The sequence below is a fragment of the Streptomyces durmitorensis genome (assembly GCF_023498005.1).
Lineage (GTDB): Bacteria > Actinomycetota > Actinomycetes > Streptomycetales > Streptomycetaceae > Streptomyces > Streptomyces durmitorensis.
The window spans coordinates 5,084,133-5,101,944 of sequence record NZ_CP097289.1; the positions used below are offsets into that span (position 1 = coordinate 5,084,133).

The following is a 17,812-nucleotide window of genomic DNA, read 5'->3' on the forward strand; positions in this document are numbered from 1 at the left end:
GACATCAGGGAGTTGCAACCTCAGCCGGTGGGCACGACGGATGGGTGGGTCGGAGGGGGACAGGAGGAGGGGGGACAGGGGGAACGGGGACGTAAGAGAGTGGCGGGGCTATACCGCCATGCCGTACACGATGGTGAAGACCGTGCCGAGCGATCCGATGATGAAGACGCCGGTCAGGCCCGCGATGATCAGTCCCTTGCCCTGCTCGGCGCTGAAGGTGTCGCGCAGCGCCGTCGCGCCGATGCGCTGCTTCGCCGCGCCCCAGATCGCAATGCCGAGACAGAGGAGGATGGCGATCGCCATCACGACCTCGATCATCACCCGCGCCTCGTTGCCCAGGCTCCCGAAGGGACCCCAGTCGGGGGCGATCCCGCCGATGATGGTGGTGATGTCGCCCTTTTCGGCTGCCATAAGCATGTGTAACTCACCGCCCCTAGTGGGTTGTTCCGTCACCTCTGCCTACCGCAGTACAGAGGACAGCTCATTCTCGCCGACAAATGGGCCAGTGCATGTCGACTTGGCGTCATTCGTTGGCTGAAACGTATGGTCACTCTGTGTATCACGGTGAGTGACGCCGGGCAATGACGGCCCGGCGTGACCTCTGACCAGGTCTCATTCTGACCTGGTCCGGTGACGGGCACTCACATCATGGGTCATGCAGGCCCGTCGGGGCCATCGAGGTCGTTGACGTCACTGACGTCATCGAGCCCGTCGAGGCCGTCGAGCCCGTCGAGGTCGCCGAGACCGCCGCCCGTCACGACGTACGAGCAGTCGGTGTAGCGGTAGCCGGGCTGTACCTTGCTGCCCTCGGCGTTGTTGCGGACGCTTCCCACGCTGCTCGCGTCGCGCTTGTAGAGGAAGTGGTAGTCGCCCGGGGGCAGGCGGAGCGTCTTCTGCGGGTGGCCCTTGCCCGCAAGGCAGGCCTTCTTGCCCTGGGCCTTGCTGGTGTACGTCTTGCAGCCGCCGCACGACGCGAGCTTGAAGGTGCCGGTGGTGGGGCCGGTGTAGAGGACTTCGAGCGGGCCGGGGCCGCCGTTCTCGACGACGTACGTGAGCTTCGCGCCGCCGGGCGACTTGGCAGGCGGCAGGCCGCTGCCTGCCGAGGGGCGGGCTTCGGCGATCTCGGCGGCGATGGCGATGTCCTTGGCGCGGTCGCGCTTGCCGTTGCTCTTGTAGGTCCCCGTGAAGTCGTTGAGCGTCTTGGCTGCCGCCCCGAACTTCCCGTCCTTGAACTCGTCCACGCCGCACGCGTACACCCCGGACTCCACCGCGCTCGCGGCGTCGCCGGAGAGGTCGCCGCCCGCGTCGGCGGGGAGCGCCTTGGCGGTGGTGCCGATGCCGCGGAGTTCCTCGGTGGCCTTGCAGGGGTCGGAGCCCTTCAGGTCCGATGAGCGCGCGTCGATGGCGTCGCGGATCGCGGGCTCGACCTTCCCGGCCTGGTCGGATTCGGGGAACGTCCGCAGGAGCTCGCCGAACTCGCCGCCGGTCCCCGTGCCGGCCGTGGTGCCGGGGGCCGTGCCGAGGCCCTGGCTGCCGCACTCGTAGAGGGAGGTGGCGAGGCGGTCGTCGGGCCAGGTGGCGAGGGTGCCGACGCGGTCCTTGCCGAGGGTGTCGGGGAGGGTGCGGAGGTACTTGAGGGGTGCGAGTGCGTCGCAGTACTTGCGCTCGTCGTAGGGCGCGGCGACGGACTTGTAGTACGCGCTGAGGCTGTCCGGCACGCGCTTGGCGGCCTTCGAGTCCGGGTGGTCGTCGCCGAGGTCGCGGTAGATGGCGAGGGCGGAGCGGTAGTCGTCCTTGGCGGAGTCGAAGGTGCGGCCGTCGGCGGCCGTGACGATCTTGTCGGCCTTGTCGAGCCGGTCGAGCAGCATCTCCTCGACGGCGTCGTCACGCGCGGCGTCGTACGCGATGACGCCGCCGGCGGGGACGGCGAGCAGGACGAGCCCGAGCCCGACGGCGAGCGGCGCGCGCAGCGGCCAGGTCCGGTGCGTACGGAGGGCGCGGCGGGCCCCGTCGGCCGCCGCGATGAGCAGGAAGGCCACGAAGCCGATGAGTACGCCGCCGGGGACGCCGTCGACCTCGGCGGGGAACGCCACGAAGAGGAGCCCGGCGGTCGCGGCCCAGCAGACGGCCGCCAGGAGCCAGCGCTTCAGGAGGACGTAGCCGAGGCCGAGGCCGGTGAGGTTGAGGAGGGCTGCGGAGAGGGCACGCAGGGCGTCCGGGGCAGCCGGGGGCGGGGGCGGCGGTGCGGGTGGACCGATGGTGGGCGGGGCTGCGGGAGGCGGGGGCGTGGGGGGAGGTGATGAGGGAGGCGGGGGCGGCGGCGACGCGGAAGGTGGCGCCGACGCGGAGGGGGTCGGTGAAGCGGAGGGTGGCGGTGGTGAAGCGGAGGGTGGCGGTGGTGAAGGGGAGGGTGACGGTGGTGAAGCGGGGGGTGGCGGTGGTGACGCGGCGGGTGGCGGTGTCATCGGGGGCGGTGGCCCGAACCGGCCGCCCTGACTCGGTGGTACCGCATCGCTCGGCTCCGCGCCGTGCTCGTCCCCAGGTTGCATCTCGGCTCCCCCCAGCCGTCACAACGCAGCGCTTTGATTTGCGCCCAATTCCCCAACGATCGGGGAAAGTTGGACACCCGTCAACCGCCCGCGCGCCCCTCAGTTCCGGTCAGATCGTTCAGTTCCGGCGGCCGAGCGCCTTCGCCCGGGTGTGGGACCAGCCGGTCAGGAGTACGCCGGCGGTGAGGGCCACGGCGTAGGCGATCAGGAGGGCGGCGAAGCCGCCGGGGAGCCAGCCCATGAAGCCGGTGTAGTCGTGGTCGATGAGCAGTCGGATGAGGCCTTGGGCGGAGAAACACATCAGGACCGCGCCGAGGATCTGCAGGATGTCGTACTTCACGTTACGAACGTATCAGCGAGATCTTTTAATCTCCTTCTCTATCAAGGGATTTCTCTCTATTACGTCACACATTCCAGGTTCTAGAATGGGAGCCATGCGTGACGAAAAGAAGGCTCGCTGCACGGTCTGCCGTGCCGGAATGAGCACCCCGGGCAAGCGCGGCCGCCCCGCCCTCTACTGCTCCCGCAGTTGCCAGGCGAGGGCCTACCGGCGGCGGAAGCAGCCGCCCGTCCCGGCGCCCGAGCGCCCCGCGCCCACGTCCGACGCCCGGTCGCGCAGGCGCAGGCAGATCGCCGAGGCGGTGTGGCGCATCGCCGCCGAGCGGGGTCTGGACGCGGCGAGCATGCGGGAGATCGCGGCCGAGGCGGGGGTGTCGCTGAGGATGGTCCAGTACCACTTCGGCAGCAAGCATCAACTCCTGGTCACCGCCCTGCACATGCTCCACCGCGAGAACGAACGCCTGGCCAGGACCCGCATCCACTTCGACCCCGCGAACCTGCGCGGCGTACTGAGCGCGATGCTCGACGAGTTCCTGCCCCTGGACGCCCAACGGGCCATGGCCCTGCGGGTGTTCTCCGCGTACTACGCCCGCAGCCTCACCGACCCGGCCATCGCGGCGGTCTTCCTGAGCGACGACCACCCCCTGGAGGAACTCGTCGCCGGTTTCATCGCCACGGCCCAGGAGAGCGGGCAGACGGCCCCCGGCCTGGACGCCCAGCGCGAGGCCGACCTGCTGGTGGCCGCGGCGGTCGGACTCGGCGGGGACGTACTGCACGGCCGCCGCACGCTGGACGACGTCCGGGGCACGCTGGATTACCACCTGGCCAAGATTTTCACCTCGGCCGAGGCCTGAGGATCCGATCGGGCTTGTGGGGTACGTCGACGGGACCAGTGGGCCCGCGACTTCTGCCCGATTTCCTTGCCCGGCAGGGAACTTAGCGTCGTACTCATGCGAATCGGACTGCTTGGAACAGGGAATGTCGCTCGTGCGCTGGCAACTGGATGGCAGGCGGCGGGGCATGACGTCGTGCTGGGGTCGCGGTCTCCCAAGGAGCGGGGAGACGCTGAGGAGTTGGGCGGGTTCACCGTCGTTGGGCTTGGGGAGGCCGCAGCGCACGGGGAGGTGTTGGTGAATGCCACGCCCGGCACGGAGTCGGTGGGGGTTCTGAGGGGGATCGGTGCGGCTGCCCTGGCCGGGAAGACGCTGGTCGACGTCGGTGTCGGGTTCACCGCGAACATGGAGCTCTCCCACCCCAACTACAGCCTCAGCGAAGAGATTCAGGCGGCGTTCCCCGAGACGCCCGTCGTCAAGACGCTCGTCACCATGGACTCGGTGGTCATGACGAATCCGGGGAGCCTGGAGGAGACGGGCATGGTGTTCCTCTCCGGTGACGACGCCGCCGCCAAGCGGACGACGCGGCAGCTGCTCGGCGACCTGGGGTGGCCCGATGCCGCCCAGCTGGATCTGGGAGGCATCGGGACCGCACGCGGTCAGGAACACGCCGCGCTGCTGTTCATCGGAGTGGGGGACGCGATCGGCACGTACGGCTTCGGCTTCAAGGTGGTGCGGCCGACGATTGGTTGAGCGGCGGGAGGTGGGGTCGGGCATTGCGGTCGTACAAACGCCTCTGAGCTGGTTCTTTCGGGCTCCGCCGAACTGTATGGCCCGTACTGGGGCAGTCCGGGCAGAGTGACGTGTGCACGGCGGGCAACGCACAGCATCGGTGGCCGCCTACCGCTGTAACTCCGGAGCGATCTGCGTCACGGCTACAAGTGGGTGGACGGCCACAAGAAGTACTACTGGGCGCAGCCGTACTACTCCTGCGTCAACCACGGCCCGTGGAAGAAGTTCCACCCGACCTACTACATCAACAACCAGACGCGCGGCACCGTCGCGAAGTTCAAGGACAAGAACAAGAACACGATCCAGAAGACCGGAGGGGCCTACAGCAAGGGCAAGGTCAGGAGCCCCGGCGGCACCTACTACGTCAAGCCCTGCTGACACCGTCTCCAGCTGTGCGGGCCGCCGGAGTCGTCCGGTGGCCCGCACGCCCGTTCAGCCGGGGTCTGCCGGGTTCAGCCCGCCGGGGAGCCGCTGACCTTGTTCACCGGGCTGATCTCCAGCTTGACCGCGCCTTCGCCGTCGGTGACCGGGAGCGTGCCCGCGGGCCAGTCGAGGGTGACGTGCTTGGTCTCGTTCGGGGGCGTGACGACGAGGCTGGTGATGCGGACGCCGGAGCCGCCCGTGTTGTTGTACGGGAACGTGATGTTGAAGGCGGCGGACTCGCCGTCCTTCAGGACCCCGGGCGCGGGCTGCTCGCCGTTGCGGTTCACGGAGAGGGTGTCGCCCGTGGACGCCGTCAGGTCGACTCCGGCGAAGCCCTTGATGGTGCAGTCGCGGCCGCCGCCGTTCTTGAAGACGACGGTGACGACGCCTTCCGTCTTGTCCGTGGTGTTGTCCGTGGCATTCACTTCGAGCTCGTCGGTACGGCAGATGCCGACCTCGCCGTTGCTGTTGTCGCCGGTGCCCGCAGCCGTGCCCTGGGCGGCTTCGCCGCCGCCGGACGCGTCTCCGCCGCCGGACGCCTCTCCTGTGCCGGTGCCGGTGCCGGAGCCCTCGCTGCCGCCCTTGTCCGCCGACGCGGGAGGCGCGGTGGTCCTGCTGTCCGCCGCCCCGGTGTCGTCGCCGTTGCAGGCGGTGAGCGAGAGGGCGGCGACGAGACCGATGACTGCGGCGACGGCCTTGCGGGTGTGCTTCATGGGGTCCCCCGTAGTGGTGCTGCTGTTCAGTGGTGATCACAGCTAAGGGGGCGGGGGCCGGCGGGGGCAAGGAACGCCGGGGCATCCGGGACGCTGGGATGGTTTCAGGGGTCTGACCTGCGCGAACGTGCCTCGCCTGGGATGGGGAGTGGGATGGGGGAGTGGGATGGGCAGGGGCTCTGACGAGGCTCCTGCTCGTAACGGCGGTACCAGCGGTGGGCCCGAAGTCCGTCAGAAGTGGATGCTGGAGAACCCAGTTCCGTGGCACGTGCGACGACAGCGGGGACGGCTGGATCCGGGTCTTCAAGACCAGCGAAGCGACATGAAGCAGTTCCAGACGGCGTACCGGGCGGAGATCGCCGAGGAGATGAGGACGGACGAACTCGCCGGAGCGAAGGGCGTTTTCGCCGTCGGCAAGGACTTCGCCGTGATCGCGCCGGACGGCGACACGATCCGGGATCTGTCGGCCTCCGGGCTGCTGGTCCTCAACTGCAACCCGAACTTCCAGCCGCCGGGCGACCCCCTCCGCGAAGTGGTCGACGGAGGTCGGCGGTGATCCCCCGCAGGCACAGGTGCCGCCTCTACACTGAGGCGCGGTGGACTCCCGCGCGGTGAGGGGTGGTTGACGGTGCGTAAGACGTGGCTGATCGCAGCCGTCGGCATCAGCGGGGCGATGAGCTTCATCGCCCTGCTCGTCGTGGGGACGTACATGGCCGCCGGAAGCATGGCGAACGGGGCGGGCCAGGGGAACGTGGGCCTCGCCAAGGGCGCCGTTCCCAGCACCTATCAGTCCCTCGTGCAGAAGTGGGGCAATCTCTGCAAGGCGATCAACCCCGCCCTGCTCGCCGCGCAGCTGTACCAGGAGAGCGGGTTCAATCCGAACGCCAAGAGCCCGGCCAAGGCCCAGGGGATAGCGCAATTCATCCCGGGGACCTGGGCCACGCACGGGCTCGACGGTGATGGTGATGGGGATCGTGATGTGTGGGATCCGCAGGATGCCATCCCCTCCGCCGCGTCGTACGACTGCAAACTCGCCAGCTATGTGAAGGACGCCCCGGGAAGCCCGACGGAGAACATGCTCGCCGCGTACAACGCGGGCGCCTACGCCGTCATCAAGTACGGCGGCGTACCGCCTTACAGCGAGACCCAGAATTACGTGAAGACCATCACGGACCTGGAGAAGAGCTTCGCCCGGCCCACCGGCAGGGTGCAGCCCTCGCAGCAGGCGGCAGGAGCCATCTACTACGCGCAGAAGAAGCTCGGCACGTTGTATCTGTGGGGCGGCAACGGGACCCGCGAACAGGGCGGCCGCTTCGACTGCTCCGGCCTAACTCTCGCCGCCTATCGCAGCGTGGATATCGATCTGCCGCGTGTGGCGAACGACCAGTACAACGCAGGGCCACATCCGAAACGGGACGAACTGCTCCCGGGTGACCTGGTGTTCTTCTCCGACGACCTCACCAATTCCCGTGCCATCCGGCATGTCGGGATCTATGTGGGCGGCGGCTACATGATTAACGCCCCGCGGGCCGGTGCGGTGATCCGGTTCGACCCGATCGACACTCCGGATTATTTTGGCGCGACTCGCGTCACAGAGGACGGGGCGAATGCCGTGCCGGACAAGCTGTCGGACGCCTGAGAGCGCCGTGCGAGCGCGCCGCGAGCCCTTGTGAGGGGCCCTCGCAGGGCGCGTGCGCGGGGGGTGATGTGGCTTGAACTCTCCGTCAGTACACTTCTCTGAGCTGCGGCGATGAGTCTCTCTTCGGTAACGTCTGCGTGATCATTCGGTGGAGAGTGGAACGTAGTGAAGGGGACTGCGCGTTCCCTTGACTGGAAGAGCGCGACCACCCAGTAGCGAGCGGCATTGACCACGCAGCAAGCGGCACGAAAACACGGGGGTTGATGGAAGGGCGCACGGCAAGGTGCGTCCGAGGCGAGAAGACAAGGGGCCGCAGCACCATGGCTGGACTCGATACAACCGGGTCGAACCCCGACGTCAGCCTGCTCTACGACATCAACGGCCTGGCTGAGGATTCTCCGGACTGGCTGGCAAAGTCGGTGGCATTCGTCGGCGAGTACGGACTGCTGCTCGCACTCGTTCTGCTCGTGCTCTGGTGCTGGTGGGGCCAGCGAAAGCGCGGGATGCTCGATGACGCGGCTTCCTCTGTCGCCGCTGTTGTCTGGGCGCCGTTGGCGGCCGGGCTCGCTGTCCTGGTGAATGTGCCGATCCGTGGATTTGTCGAACGTCGTCGCCCTTTCAAGGATCACGACGGTCTAGAGCTCCTTGTGCACGGAAAGACCGACTTCTCCTTCGTGAGCGATCACGCGACGCTCGCGATGGCTCTTGGCGTCGGCCTTTTCGTGGCCAACCGGAAGTTCGGTCTTGTCGGCATCGCCCTCGCCTTGCTCGAAGGATTCTGCCGGGTGTTCATGGGCGTGCACTATCCGACGGACGTCGTGGGCGGATTCGCGCTCGGGACGGCTGTCGCGCTGCTGCTCTCGCCGCTTGCGATGGCCGCGCTCACGCCTGTGGCCAAGGCTGTCGGGCGGACGGGGTGGGGCGGGCGGCTGGTGTGGGCGCCGCAGCCGGAGGAGGCTGTGGCGGAGCTTCCCCAGCCTTCGCCCTCGGCGGCGTCGCCGGCGTCGGCTTCCGTTCCCGATGAGCGGGATCTTGCCGCGTAGCGTCCTCGCGACGCCGCTTCAGGAGCCACCAGCCCGCGCCGGCCGCGGCCGCGGTGACTCCCGCGGATGCGGCGGTCAGGGGGCCCGCGGCCGGGTGCTCGGGTTCGGCGGCGTGGGCGGCGGGGGCCGCCAGGGCCAGGAGGGCGGCGGTGGCCGCCGCGGTGGTGGCTATGCGTGGGCTCATACCCCCAGGGCAGCGGGGTCCTGCTGAGTGGGCCACCTGAGGGCGTGTCGGGTGAGCTGTTCGGGTTGCGGGGGCGGCCGTCTGAGGGACGGGGATTTTTCCCCAACCCCGCCCCTTCCCGACTGCATCTATTGGCGGCTCCGCCGCGGGCCACTGGCGCGGGGGCCTTCGTCGCCGTCATCACCGGCTTCGCCGAGTTCGTCCTCAAACGCCGGACGGGCTGAAAAACCAGGGAGCTCTAAAGCGCCTGGGGAAAGTCGAAGAAGCGCTTCGGGTCGTACTGCTTCTTCAGCTGCTTCAAGCGGGCCGCCGCCGAACCGTAGTAAGCCTCACGCCAGTTGCTCAGCGTCGGGTCCGCGTAGTTCTGGTACGCCGCCCCGGACGCGTACCGGGACATCGCCCCATGGGCCGTTTTCAGCCATGCCTGCGCCGGCTTGCCGGAGGTGCCCGGGCGCCAGGACGCGATGTACTGCGCCAGCATCCGCGAGCGGCGGTGCACGAAGGCCGTGGCCGTCGGGTCGACCCGGTTGATCGCGCCGCCGAGGGCGGTCAGCGCGATGCTGCCCGCGCTCGCGCCCGTCACGTTCTCCACCTGGGTGAGCAGCGCGCGGATTCCCGCCGCCGAGAGGGAGCGGTCGAAGAAGTCCGAACTCGCCGCGTACGTCTCGCGGTTCAGGGCCCCCTGCGGGCTCCTGCCCGGCGTCGCGCCGGGCAGATGGCACTGGGCGTCCGCCGAGAAGGACGAGCAGCCCGCGTACACCTCCATCGACTCCTCGTACGAGCGCCGCTTCAGCGAGACGCTGCGGGCCGGGGCGCCGATCTTGTCCGCCAGGCGGTCCACCGCGTTCTGGAGCTCCCCGTACGTCCCGAGGGAGAAGCACGCGACCGAGACCGTGGGGGTGCCGCCGGGCGTATTCGCCAGGTGCGCCGACGACCAGATCTCGTCCGGCTGGTCGGGCCCCCACTCCTGCCACGCCTTGATGACCGCGGCCGCCTTCGACCAGGGCCAGGTCATGTAGGCCGAGACCCCCTGCGGGGCCGCGTGCGTGCGGAACCGCAGCTCCGTCACCACGCCGAAGTTCCCGTTCCCCGCGCCGCGCAGCGCCCAGAACAGGTCCTTGTTCTCGCTCCTGCTCGCCGTCAGCTGCTTGCCGTCCGCCGTGATGAGCGTCGCCGACGTCAGGCTGTCGCAGGTCAGGCCGTACGCCCGTGACACCACTCCATGGCCGCCGCCCAGGGTGAGGCCGGAGACGCCGACCGTCGGGCAGGAGCCCGCCGGGATCGTCACGCCCTTCGCGGCGAGCGCGCGGTAGACGTCGATCAGCTTCGCGCCCGCGCCCACCGTCGCCGTCGAGCCGCTGGCGCGCGTCTTGTTCAGTTTCGACACGTCGACGATGAGGCGGCCCGTGCCGGACGACCAACCCCCGTAGGAGTGGCCGCCGTTGCGTATGGAGACCGGGACGTCGTGCGCACGGGCGTAGGCCAGGGTCGTGCGGATGTCGTCCGGGTTCGCCACGTACGCGACCGCCGTCGGCTTCAGGCTGTCGTAGCGCGTGTTGTAGAGCTGACGCGCCGCCGCCCACTTCGCCTCGCCCGGCTTGACCAGGGTGCCGTCCAGGTCCTTGGCGAGGGCGGTGAGGTTCGCCGCGGCGGACGCGGCCGCGCTCGACGTGCGGATGGGAGTGCCGGAGCGCGGGCCGCTCGCACTGCGGGAGGTGGCGCCGCCGCTCCCGCTGCCCCCGCCCGAACCGCTGCACCCCGCGGCCGCGAACGCCGCTGTCGCCGCCACCGTCGTGCTGATGAACGTACGTCGCTCCATGACCCGCCTCCCGTTGCTTCCCGGAGTACGAGACGGGCTGCGGGACCCATGGGTTCCGGTGAGCGGAAAGGGGTGTTGGTCTATCCGTCCGACATGTGGGATGCGGCGTCCGTCCGCGCCTTGCTGCGCGCTCTGCGGGCCGGACCGCGCCAGCCGCAGCTGCACCGGGCCGCACAGAATCGGCCCTGCTCGACCGTTGTCGTGCGGTGGGGTTCGTCCTGTTGCTCCTCGGCCACGTCTCCACCGTACCCACGCCGGGTGAACGCTCTTACGCGTGACGGGTCAACGTACCGGTCGTTACACGGAACGACAGGGGGCTACAGCACCTCGCGGGAAGGCTTGGGGGTAGTCGGGCGATGGGTCAGCAGCACAGGCGCACAGGCGGGGCGGTCGTCACGGCCGCGGCGGTGGGTCTCATGGCCGTCGCCACGGGGTGTTCGGGGGGCGGGGCCGCGGCGGACGACGGGCGCAGCGCCTCCGAGGACGCCGTCGACGTCGTGCGGGACTCCGCGGACGCCCTTGTCCGCGCGGGGAGTTCCAAGGCGCGTACGTCCATGGAGATGGCGAGCGGCGGGACCCGCGTGACCATCCGCGGGCACGGTTCGTACGACTTCAGGCGGCAGGTGGGGCGGTTCGTGGTCGTGCTGCCGAAGGATCCCGCCGGGGACGACGAGCACCGCCCCATCACCGAGCTGATGGCGAGCGGCGCGCTCTACATGAAGAACCGGGGCGCCGGGGTGCCCGCCGACAAGTGGGTGCGGATCGACACGGCGTCGCTCTCCGACGGCAACCTGGTCACGGGCGGGGCCACCGATCCGCTGGCCGCGGCGGAGCTGCTGCGGGGCGTGAGCAAGGCGTCGTACGTCGGGGAGACGGCGGTGGCGGGCGTGACGGTGCGGCACTACCGCGGGACCGCGGACCTGCCGAGCGCCGCGAAGTCCGCTTCCGAGGGGCAGCGGCGGGCCCTGGGGGCGGCGGCGAAAGGGTTCAGCAAGGGCGGGGTGCCGTTCGACGCGTACGTCGACGAGCAGGGGCGGCTGCGGAAGCTGCGGCAGCACTTCAGCGTCGCGAACGCGGAGGTGGCGTCGACCACGCTGCTGTACGACTTCGGGGTGCGGGTGGACGTGCGGTTGCCGGCGAGTGAGGACATCTTCGCGGGGAAGATCGCCGAGAAGTGAGTGCCGGGAAGTGAGTGCCGCGGAGCGGTAATCGCCGGGAAGTAGGGGTACCCGGCTAGTCGCGCCCGGGGGTGTGGAAATGGTCCGTCCGTGCCATGCGCGGTGTGTAGGCCGCTCCCTACTCTAGGAAGTCGGCAGCGGCAGGAAGCAAGGTCAGGAAGAGGTGATGAACGTGGCTCTGGTGCGCGGTACGACTGTTCAGGACCACGTTGCCCTCGCCGAGATCGAACTCTGCGGCGAGCTGATCATCGCGGCGAGTGCCGCGGGGGAAGAGCGGTTGAGCGCCGACCGCATCGACGAGGTCCTGAACGTCTCCACTGACGTGGAGCGTCACCTGGGCGAGGGCCGGGACTAGTCCCGGGCCCTGCCGTGCTCGCTCGACTTCGCGAGGTGTCTCCCGCGTGCCCGTCCGCCGTTACCCCGCGGGGGAGCGTTGCGGTGCGGGGCGGGCTGAGGCCGTCGTGTCGGCTCTCCGTCCGCCTCAAGCCCGCCGCTTCGCGGCGGATCTTCCCCACCCGCCCACCCGTTACTCGGCGGGCAATCGGGGGGGAGGGGGCACGCCGCGGGGTAATCGGTGAGTGGGAGACGTCCGCCCGCCCGGGGACGGGGGATGGGTGCGCCGCGGGGTGATCGGGTGGGTGGGTGGGTGGCATCCGGCGCGCAGCGGCGGGTCAGAGCTGGCGCCCGGGGGAGGACCGGTCGTCGCGGGCGCGGCGTGGCCGTGGGTGGGGTGCGCCGCGGGGTGATCGGGTGGGTGGGTGGGTGGCATCCGGCGCGCAGCGGCGGGTCAGAGCTGGCGCCCGGGGGAGGACCGGCTGTCGCGGGCGGGGCGTGGCCGCGGGGTGAGCCGGAGACAGGGCTGAGCGCCGAGCCGGGGTTGCCCGAGGCGGGAGCCTTACGTCCGCATCATGCGCGCGATCGCCTTCGTCGCTTCCTCGACCTTCGCGTCGATCTCGTCGCCGCCCTTGACCGCCGCGTCCGCCACGCAGTGCCGCAGGTGTTCCTCGAGGAGCTGGAGCGCGAAGGACTGCAACGCCTTCGTGCCCGCCGAGACCTGGGTGAGTATGTCGATGCAGTAGACGTCTTCCTCGACCATCCGCTGCAGGCCACGGATCTGCCCCTCGATGCGCCGCAGGCGCTTGAGGTGCTCGTCCTTCTGCTTGTGGTAGCCGTGGACACCCTGGTCGTGGCCGCCGGGCTCGGAGGGCGCTTCGGTGTTCATGGCCACACCGGCCGCATCGGTGGTCGTCATCGCGTCCTCCTGCTCGGACTGCTTGGACAGTCACTCTTCTGGGCAGTGATAGAAAAGCCGCTGGCTCAACTGGCTTCCTATACCCCTAGTGGGTATAGAATACTCGATTGCTCGGGGGGCGTGCTGATCACTGTGCCTGATGGGCGACACTGGGGTCTGGCCGGTTAGCCGTGGCCGGATGATGCGCCTAGCATCAGCCTGACCGAATCCAAAGCACCCCGAGGACCCCACGTGCGCTTTCGTCTGACCCCCAGGGAGACGAGCTTCTACGACATGTTCGCCGCATCCGCGGACAACATTGTCACGGGCTCGAAGCTCCTGATGGAACTGCTCGGGGCTGACGCCTCCGCCCGAGCCGAGATCGCAGAGCGTATGCGGGCCGCGGAGCACGCTGGAGATGACGCGACACATGCGATCTTCCACCAGCTGAACTCCTCCTTCATCACGCCGTTCGACCGCGAGGACATCTACAACCTGGCGTCCTGCCTGGACGACATCATGGACTTCATGGAGGAGGCCGTCGACCTGGTCGTCCTTTACCAGGTCGAGGAACTCCCCAAGGGAGTCGAGCAGCAGATCGAGGTCCTGTCGCGAGCCGCCGAGCTCACGGCCGAGGCCATGCCGAATCTGCGGACGATGGACAACCTCACCGAGTACTGGATCGAGGTCAACCGTCTGGAGAACCAGGCCGACCAGATTCACCGCAAGCTTCTCGCTCAGCTCTTCAACGGCAAGTACGACGCCATAGAGGTGCTGAAGCTCAAGCAGATCGTCGACGTGCTTGAAGAGGCGGCCGACGCGTTCGAGCACGTCGCGAACACGGTGGAGACCATCGCGGTCAAGGAGTCCTGAGGCCTCTCCATGGACACCTTTGCTTTGGTCGTGACCATTGGCGTCGCGCTCGGATTTACGTATACGAATGGCTTTCACGACTCTGCGAATGCCATTGCCACTTCCGTCTCCACCCGTGCGCTGACGCCCCGTGCGGCACTCGCGATGGCCGCCGTCATGAACCTCGCCGGTGCCTTCATGGGCAGCGGGGTCGCCAAGACGGTCAGTAAGGGCCTGATCGAGACGCCCGAAGGCAACAAGGGAATGTGGATCCTCTTTGCCGCCCTGGTGGGCGCCATCGTCTGGAACCTCATCACCTGGTATTTCGGGCTTCCTTCCTCCTCATCGCACGCACTGTTCGGTGGAATGGTCGGAGCCGCGCTCGCCGGTGGGATCGGGGTGATCTGGTCCGGAGTGCTCGACAAGGTCGTCATTCCGATGTTCATCTCGCCCCTTGTCGGCCTCGTCGCCGGCTATCTGGTGATGTGCGCGATCATGTGGATGTTCCGGAAGTCCAACCCGCACAAGGCAAAGCGCGGATTCCGTATCGCGCAGACGGTCTCCGCGGCCGGAATGGCGCTCGGGCACGGTCTTCAGGACGCGCAGAAGACGATGGGCATCGTGGTGATGGCCCTGGTCATCTCCGATGTGCAGGACGCCGACGCGCCCATTCCGATCTGGGTCAAGATCGCGTGTGCGCTGATGCTCTCCGCCGGTACGTATGCCGGTGGCTGGCGCATCATGCGTACGCTCGGCCGCAAGATCATCGAGCTGGACCCGCCGCAGGGATTCGCCGCCGAGACCACCGGCGCGGGCATCATGTTCACCACCGCGTTCATGTTCCACGCGCCGATCTCGACCACGCACGTGATCACTTCCGCGATCATGGGTGTGGGCGCCACGAAGCGTGTGAACGCCGTGCGCTGGGGCGTCGCCAAGAACATCATCCTCGGGTGGTTCATCACGATGCCTGCGGCTGCGATCGTCGCCGCTGTCAGTTTCTGGATCGTGAACCTGGCGTTCTTGTAGTTCTTCGGCTAGCTCTTCGGCCGCGAGCAGTTTGTGGCTGGTCGCGCAGTTCCCCGCGCCCCTTCGGGGCACGGCCCGAACACAGGAAAGGCCCGCCCCCCGGGAGCCAGGGGGCGGGCCTTTCTTTGTTGCCCCTGCGGTGGCACCGCCATGCAGCACCGCAAGGAGTCGGGGGATACCCGGGGCGAGGCCTAGCCGAAACGGCCCGAGATGTAGTCCTCGGTGGCCTGCACGGACGGGTTGGAGAAGATCCGCTCCGTCTCGTCGATCTCGATGAGCTTGCCGGGCTGGCCGACCGCCGCGAGGTTGAAGAAGGCCGTACGGTCCGAGACGCGCGCCGCCTGCTGCATGTTGTGCGTCACGATGACGATCGTGAAGCGCTCCTTCAGCTCGCCGATCAGGTCCTCGATGGCGAGGGTCGAGATCGGGTCGAGGGCCGAGCAGGGCTCGTCCATCAGGAGCACCTGGGGCTCCACCGCGATGGCCCGCGCGATGCACAGACGCTGCTGCTGACCGCCGGAGAGGCCGGAGCCGGGCTTGTTCAGGCGGTCCTTGACCTCGTTCCAGAGGTTGGCGCCCTTGAGGGACTTCTCGACGATGGCGTTCAGCTCGCTCTTCTTGTACGAGCCGTTGAGCCGCAGGCCCGCGGCGACGTTGTCGAAGATCGACATCGTCGGGAACGGGTTGGGGCGCTGGAACACCATGCCGATCGTGCGGCGCACGGCGACCGGGTCGACACCGGGACCGTAGAGGTCCTCGTCGTCCAGGAGCACCTTGCCCTCGACGCGGCCACCGGTGGTGACCTCGTGCATGCGGTTGAGGGTGCGCAGGAAGGTGGACTTGCCGCAGCCGGAGGGGCCGATGAAGGCCGTCACGGAGCGGGGCTCCACGGTCATCGAGATGTCCTCGATGGCCTTGTGGGCGCTGTAGTAAGCGGTCAGGCCCGATACGTCGATTCGCTTGGCCATGGGGATCACTGCCTTAAGGGGGGTACGAGAGGGTCGCTGAGTGGCCGCGTCAGCGGCCCGTCTTGGGGGCCTTCCAGCGGGCTACGCCGCGGGCCGCCAGGTTGAGGATCATGATGAAGCCGATGAGGGCCAGGGCCGCCGCCCAGGCGCGGTCGTAACCGGCCTGGTTGCCCGCCGCGTACTGCTGGTAGATGTACAGCGGAAGCGAGGCCTGCGAGCCTTCGAACGGGTTCGTGTTGATCATGGGGTTGACCCAGACCAGGAGCAGGACCGGCGCGGTCTCGCCCGCGATACGGGCGACCGCGAGCATGACGCCCGTCGTGATGCCGCCGATCGCGGTGGGCAGGACCACCTTCAGGATGGTCCGCCACTTCGGGATGCCGAGGGCGAGTGACGCCTCCCGCAGCTCGTTCGGGACGAGCTTGAGCATCTCCTCCGTGGAGCGCACGATCACCGGCATCATCAGGATGGCGAGCGCCATGGCGCCGGCCCAGCCGGAGAAGTCGAAGCCCAGGATCAGGATCCAGAAGCTGAGGACGAACAGGCCCGCGACGATCGAGGGGATGCCGGTCATGACGTCCACGAAGAACGTGACGACCTTGGAGAGCTTCCCGCGCCCGTACTCGACGAGGTAGATCGCGGTGAGCAGGCCGATCGGCACGGCGATGACGGAGGCCAGGAGCACCTGCTCCAGGGTGCCGATGATCGCGTGGTAGATGCCGCCGCCGGGCTCGTCGTCCGCGACCACGCCCATGGAGTGGGTCAGGAAGTAGCCGTTGAAGACGGTCGTGCCGCGCTCGACGGTCTCGTAGATCAGCGAGGCCAGCGGGACGACCGCGAGCAGGAACATCACCCACACCATCGAGGTGGCGAGGCGGTCCTTGGCCTGGCGGGTGCCCTCCACGGCGACCGCGAGGACGTACGAGGCGACGATGTAGAGGATGGCCGCGATCAGGCCCCACTGGATGCGGCTGTGCAGGTCCGCGCCCACGCCGATGCCGATGGCGACGGCCGCTGAGCCGAGCGCGACGACGGCCGGTGTCCAGCGCGGGAGGCGGGCGCCCTGAAGGCTCGCGGGCTTGACGATGGTGGCGCTCATGCGTTGGCCCCCGAGTACTCCTTGCGGCGCGCGATGATCATGCGGGCCGCGCCGTTGACCAGCAGCGTGATGATGAAGAGGACCAGGCCGGATGCGATGAGCGCGTCACGGCCGTACTCGGTCGCCTCGTTGAACTTGCTGGCGATGTTCTGCGCGAAGGTGCCGCCGCCGGGGTCGAGCACGGACGCGCTGATGAGGAAGGTCGGGGAGAGCACGGTGGCGACGGCGATGGTCTCGCCGAGCGCGCGGCCAAGGCCCAGCATCGAGGCGGAGATCACGCCGGAGCGGGCGAAGGGGAGCACCGACATGCGGATGGTCTCCCAGCGCGTGGCGCCGAGCGCGAGCGCGGCCTCCTCGTGCATCTTCGGGACCTGGAGGAAGACCTCACGGCTGACGTTCGTGATGATCGGCAGGATCATGATGGCGAGCAGGATGCCGACCGTCATCAGGGAGCGCGGGGCGCCGCCCTGGTACTCGAAGACGCCGGTCCAGCCGAAGTAGTCGTCGAGCCAGCTGTAGAGGCCGGTCAGGTTGGGCGCGACCACGAGGGCGCCCCAGAGGCCGTAGACGATCGACGGCACGGCGGCCAGGAGGTCGATCACGAAGGCGATGGGGGTCGCCAGCTTGCGCGGCGCGTAGTGCGAGATGAACAGCGCGATGCCGATGGCCACGGGGACGGCGATCACCAGGGCGATCACCGAGCTCACCACCGTGCCGAAGACCAGGACCGCGATGCCGAAGTACGGCTTGCCGCCGGTGGTGCCGCCGGCCGGGTCCCACTCGAAGGTGGTGAGGAAGTTGCCCGTGTTGTCCGAGAGCGCGAGGGCCGCTCGGTAGGTCAGGAAGGCCGCGATGGCGGCCATGATCACGAGCAGCGCGATGCCGGAGCCGCGCGAGAGACCGAGGAAGATCCGGTCACCGGGGCGGGTCGCGCTGCGGCGTGGACGCTTGGGGGTGATGCCCGAGGGCTTCACGTCATTGAGGGGTGGAGGTGCGGTCGTACTGCTGGGTATATCCATGGGATTCTCCGGTCTGCGGAGCCAATCACCGCTTCTTCAGCGGGAGTTGCTCCTGGCGGCGGTGCACCGGACGGTGCGGCCGGCCCTGACTCACGGGGCCGG

19 protein-coding genes are annotated in these 17,812 nt (G+C 68.7%); 10 read left to right on the forward strand and 9 right to left on the reverse strand.

The genetic code is table 11. The annotated features are described in order from the left end of the window. Positions 1-108: 108 nt before the first annotated feature. From M4V62_RS22795 to M4V62_RS22805, 3 genes are all read right to left on the reverse strand, one after another. Positions 109-417, reverse strand: coding sequence for a hypothetical protein (locus M4V62_RS22795; protein ID WP_160505898.1), 309 nt, complete (start codon positions 415-417; stop codon positions 109-111). A gap of 236 nt (positions 418-653) precedes the next feature. Further along, a complete protein-coding gene (locus M4V62_RS22800; RefSeq protein ID WP_249592940.1) occupies positions 654-2,093 on the reverse strand; it encodes a hypothetical protein in 1,440 nt (479 codons plus the stop codon). A gap of 574 nt (positions 2,094-2,667) precedes the next feature. Beyond that, positions 2,668-2,889: a hypothetical protein gene (locus tag M4V62_RS22805; protein ID WP_249589083.1), complete on the reverse strand. Its 222-nt coding sequence runs from the start codon at positions 2,887-2,889 to the stop codon at positions 2,668-2,670. A 94-nt stretch (positions 2,890-2,983) separates the two neighbouring features. Here M4V62_RS22805 and M4V62_RS22810 point away from each other — a divergent pair, with 94 nt between their 5' ends. The 3 genes from M4V62_RS22810 (at position 2,984) to M4V62_RS22820 (ending at position 4,891) form a co-directional block, all read left to right on the forward strand. Next, positions 2,984-3,742, forward strand: coding sequence for a TetR/AcrR family transcriptional regulator (locus M4V62_RS22810; protein WP_249589084.1), 759 nt, complete (start codon positions 2,984-2,986; stop codon positions 3,740-3,742). Positions 3,743-3,838: 96 nt separating this feature from the next. Continuing rightward, on the forward strand, positions 3,839-4,474 hold the full coding sequence (locus M4V62_RS22815; protein ID WP_249589085.1) for an NADPH-dependent F420 reductase: 636 nt from the start codon (positions 3,839-3,841) through the stop codon (positions 4,472-4,474). A 192-nt stretch (positions 4,475-4,666) separates the two neighbouring features. Further along, positions 4,667-4,891 (forward strand): hypothetical protein, encoded by a 225-nt coding sequence (locus M4V62_RS22820; RefSeq protein ID WP_249589086.1) that lies wholly within the window; start codon positions 4,667-4,669, stop codon positions 4,889-4,891. A gap of 74 nt (positions 4,892-4,965) precedes the next feature. Here M4V62_RS22820 and M4V62_RS22825 read toward each other — a convergent pair whose 3' ends face one another. Then, positions 4,966-5,649 carry a DUF4232 domain-containing protein gene (locus M4V62_RS22825; RefSeq protein ID WP_249589087.1) on the reverse strand — a complete coding sequence of 228 codons (684 nt, stop codon included), beginning with the start codon at positions 5,647-5,649 and terminating at the stop codon, positions 4,966-4,968. Positions 5,650-5,971: 322 nt separating this feature from the next. On the opposite strand from M4V62_RS22825, the gene M4V62_RS22830 reads away from it, so the two are divergent. From M4V62_RS22830 to M4V62_RS22840, 3 genes are all read left to right on the forward strand, one after another. Further along, positions 5,972-6,205 (forward strand): hypothetical protein, encoded by a 234-nt coding sequence (locus tag M4V62_RS22830; RefSeq protein WP_249589088.1) that lies wholly within the window; start codon positions 5,972-5,974, stop codon positions 6,203-6,205. Between the two features lie 117 nt (positions 6,206-6,322). After that, on the forward strand, positions 6,323-7,288 hold the full coding sequence (locus M4V62_RS22835; protein ID WP_425575330.1) for a C40 family peptidase: 966 nt from the start codon (positions 6,323-6,325) through the stop codon (positions 7,286-7,288). A gap of 320 nt (positions 7,289-7,608) precedes the next feature. Beyond that, entirely contained in the window at positions 7,609-8,331 is a 723-nt protein-coding gene (locus tag M4V62_RS22840; protein WP_249589090.1) for a phosphatase PAP2 family protein, read from the forward strand. A 422-nt stretch (positions 8,332-8,753) separates the two neighbouring features. Here the strand turns inward: M4V62_RS22840 and M4V62_RS22845 are convergent, their stop codons facing one another. Further along, the gene (locus tag M4V62_RS22845) at positions 8,754-10,334 is read right to left on the reverse strand and encodes an FAD-binding oxidoreductase (RefSeq protein ID WP_249589091.1); all 1,581 of its coding nucleotides are present in this window, start codon (positions 10,332-10,334) and stop codon (positions 8,754-8,756) included. A gap of 356 nt (positions 10,335-10,690) precedes the next feature. Between M4V62_RS22845 and M4V62_RS22850 the strand changes: the two genes are divergently transcribed. Then, positions 10,691-11,512, forward strand: coding sequence for an SCO4651 family lipoprotein (locus M4V62_RS22850; protein ID WP_249589092.1), 822 nt, complete (start codon positions 10,691-10,693; stop codon positions 11,510-11,512). A gap of 166 nt (positions 11,513-11,678) precedes the next feature. After that, on the forward strand, positions 11,679-11,867 hold the full coding sequence (locus M4V62_RS22855) for a hypothetical protein (protein WP_249589093.1): 189 nt from the start codon (positions 11,679-11,681) through the stop codon (positions 11,865-11,867). 540 nt (positions 11,868-12,407) lie between these two features. On the opposite strand, the gene M4V62_RS22860 is transcribed toward M4V62_RS22855, so the two are convergent. Next, the gene (locus M4V62_RS22860; protein ID WP_283779105.1) at positions 12,408-12,764 is read right to left on the reverse strand and encodes a metal-sensitive transcriptional regulator; all 357 of its coding nucleotides are present in this window, start codon (positions 12,762-12,764) and stop codon (positions 12,408-12,410) included. Between the two features lie 231 nt (positions 12,765-12,995). Here M4V62_RS22860 and M4V62_RS22865 point away from each other — a divergent pair, with 231 nt between their 5' ends. Both M4V62_RS22865 and M4V62_RS22870 read left to right on the forward strand, forming a co-directional pair. Beyond that, entirely contained in the window at positions 12,996-13,616 is a 621-nt protein-coding gene (locus M4V62_RS22865) for a DUF47 domain-containing protein (protein ID WP_249589094.1), read from the forward strand. Between the two features lie 9 nt (positions 13,617-13,625). After that, complete coding sequence (locus tag M4V62_RS22870) at positions 13,626-14,624, forward strand: inorganic phosphate transporter (protein ID WP_249589095.1); 999 nt, start codon at positions 13,626-13,628, stop codon at positions 14,622-14,624. Positions 14,625-14,815: 191 nt separating this feature from the next. On the opposite strand, the gene pstB is transcribed toward M4V62_RS22870, so the two are convergent. From pstB to pstC, 3 genes are read right to left on the reverse strand one after another with little or no spacing between them, the layout of a single operon-like run. Then, entirely contained in the window at positions 14,816-15,592 is a 777-nt protein-coding gene (gene pstB, locus M4V62_RS22875) for a phosphate ABC transporter ATP-binding protein PstB (RefSeq protein WP_249589096.1), read from the reverse strand. Between the two features lie 49 nt (positions 15,593-15,641). After that, positions 15,642-16,691, reverse strand: coding sequence for a phosphate ABC transporter permease PstA (pstA, locus tag M4V62_RS22880; RefSeq protein ID WP_249589097.1), 1,050 nt, complete (start codon positions 16,689-16,691; stop codon positions 15,642-15,644). Beyond that, positions 16,688-17,710 (reverse strand): phosphate ABC transporter permease subunit PstC, encoded by a 1,023-nt coding sequence (pstC, locus tag M4V62_RS22885; protein ID WP_249589098.1) that lies wholly within the window; start codon positions 17,708-17,710, stop codon positions 16,688-16,690. Before pstC ends, pstA begins: the two co-directional genes overlap by 4 nt. Between the last annotated feature and the right edge of the window lie 102 nt (positions 17,711-17,812).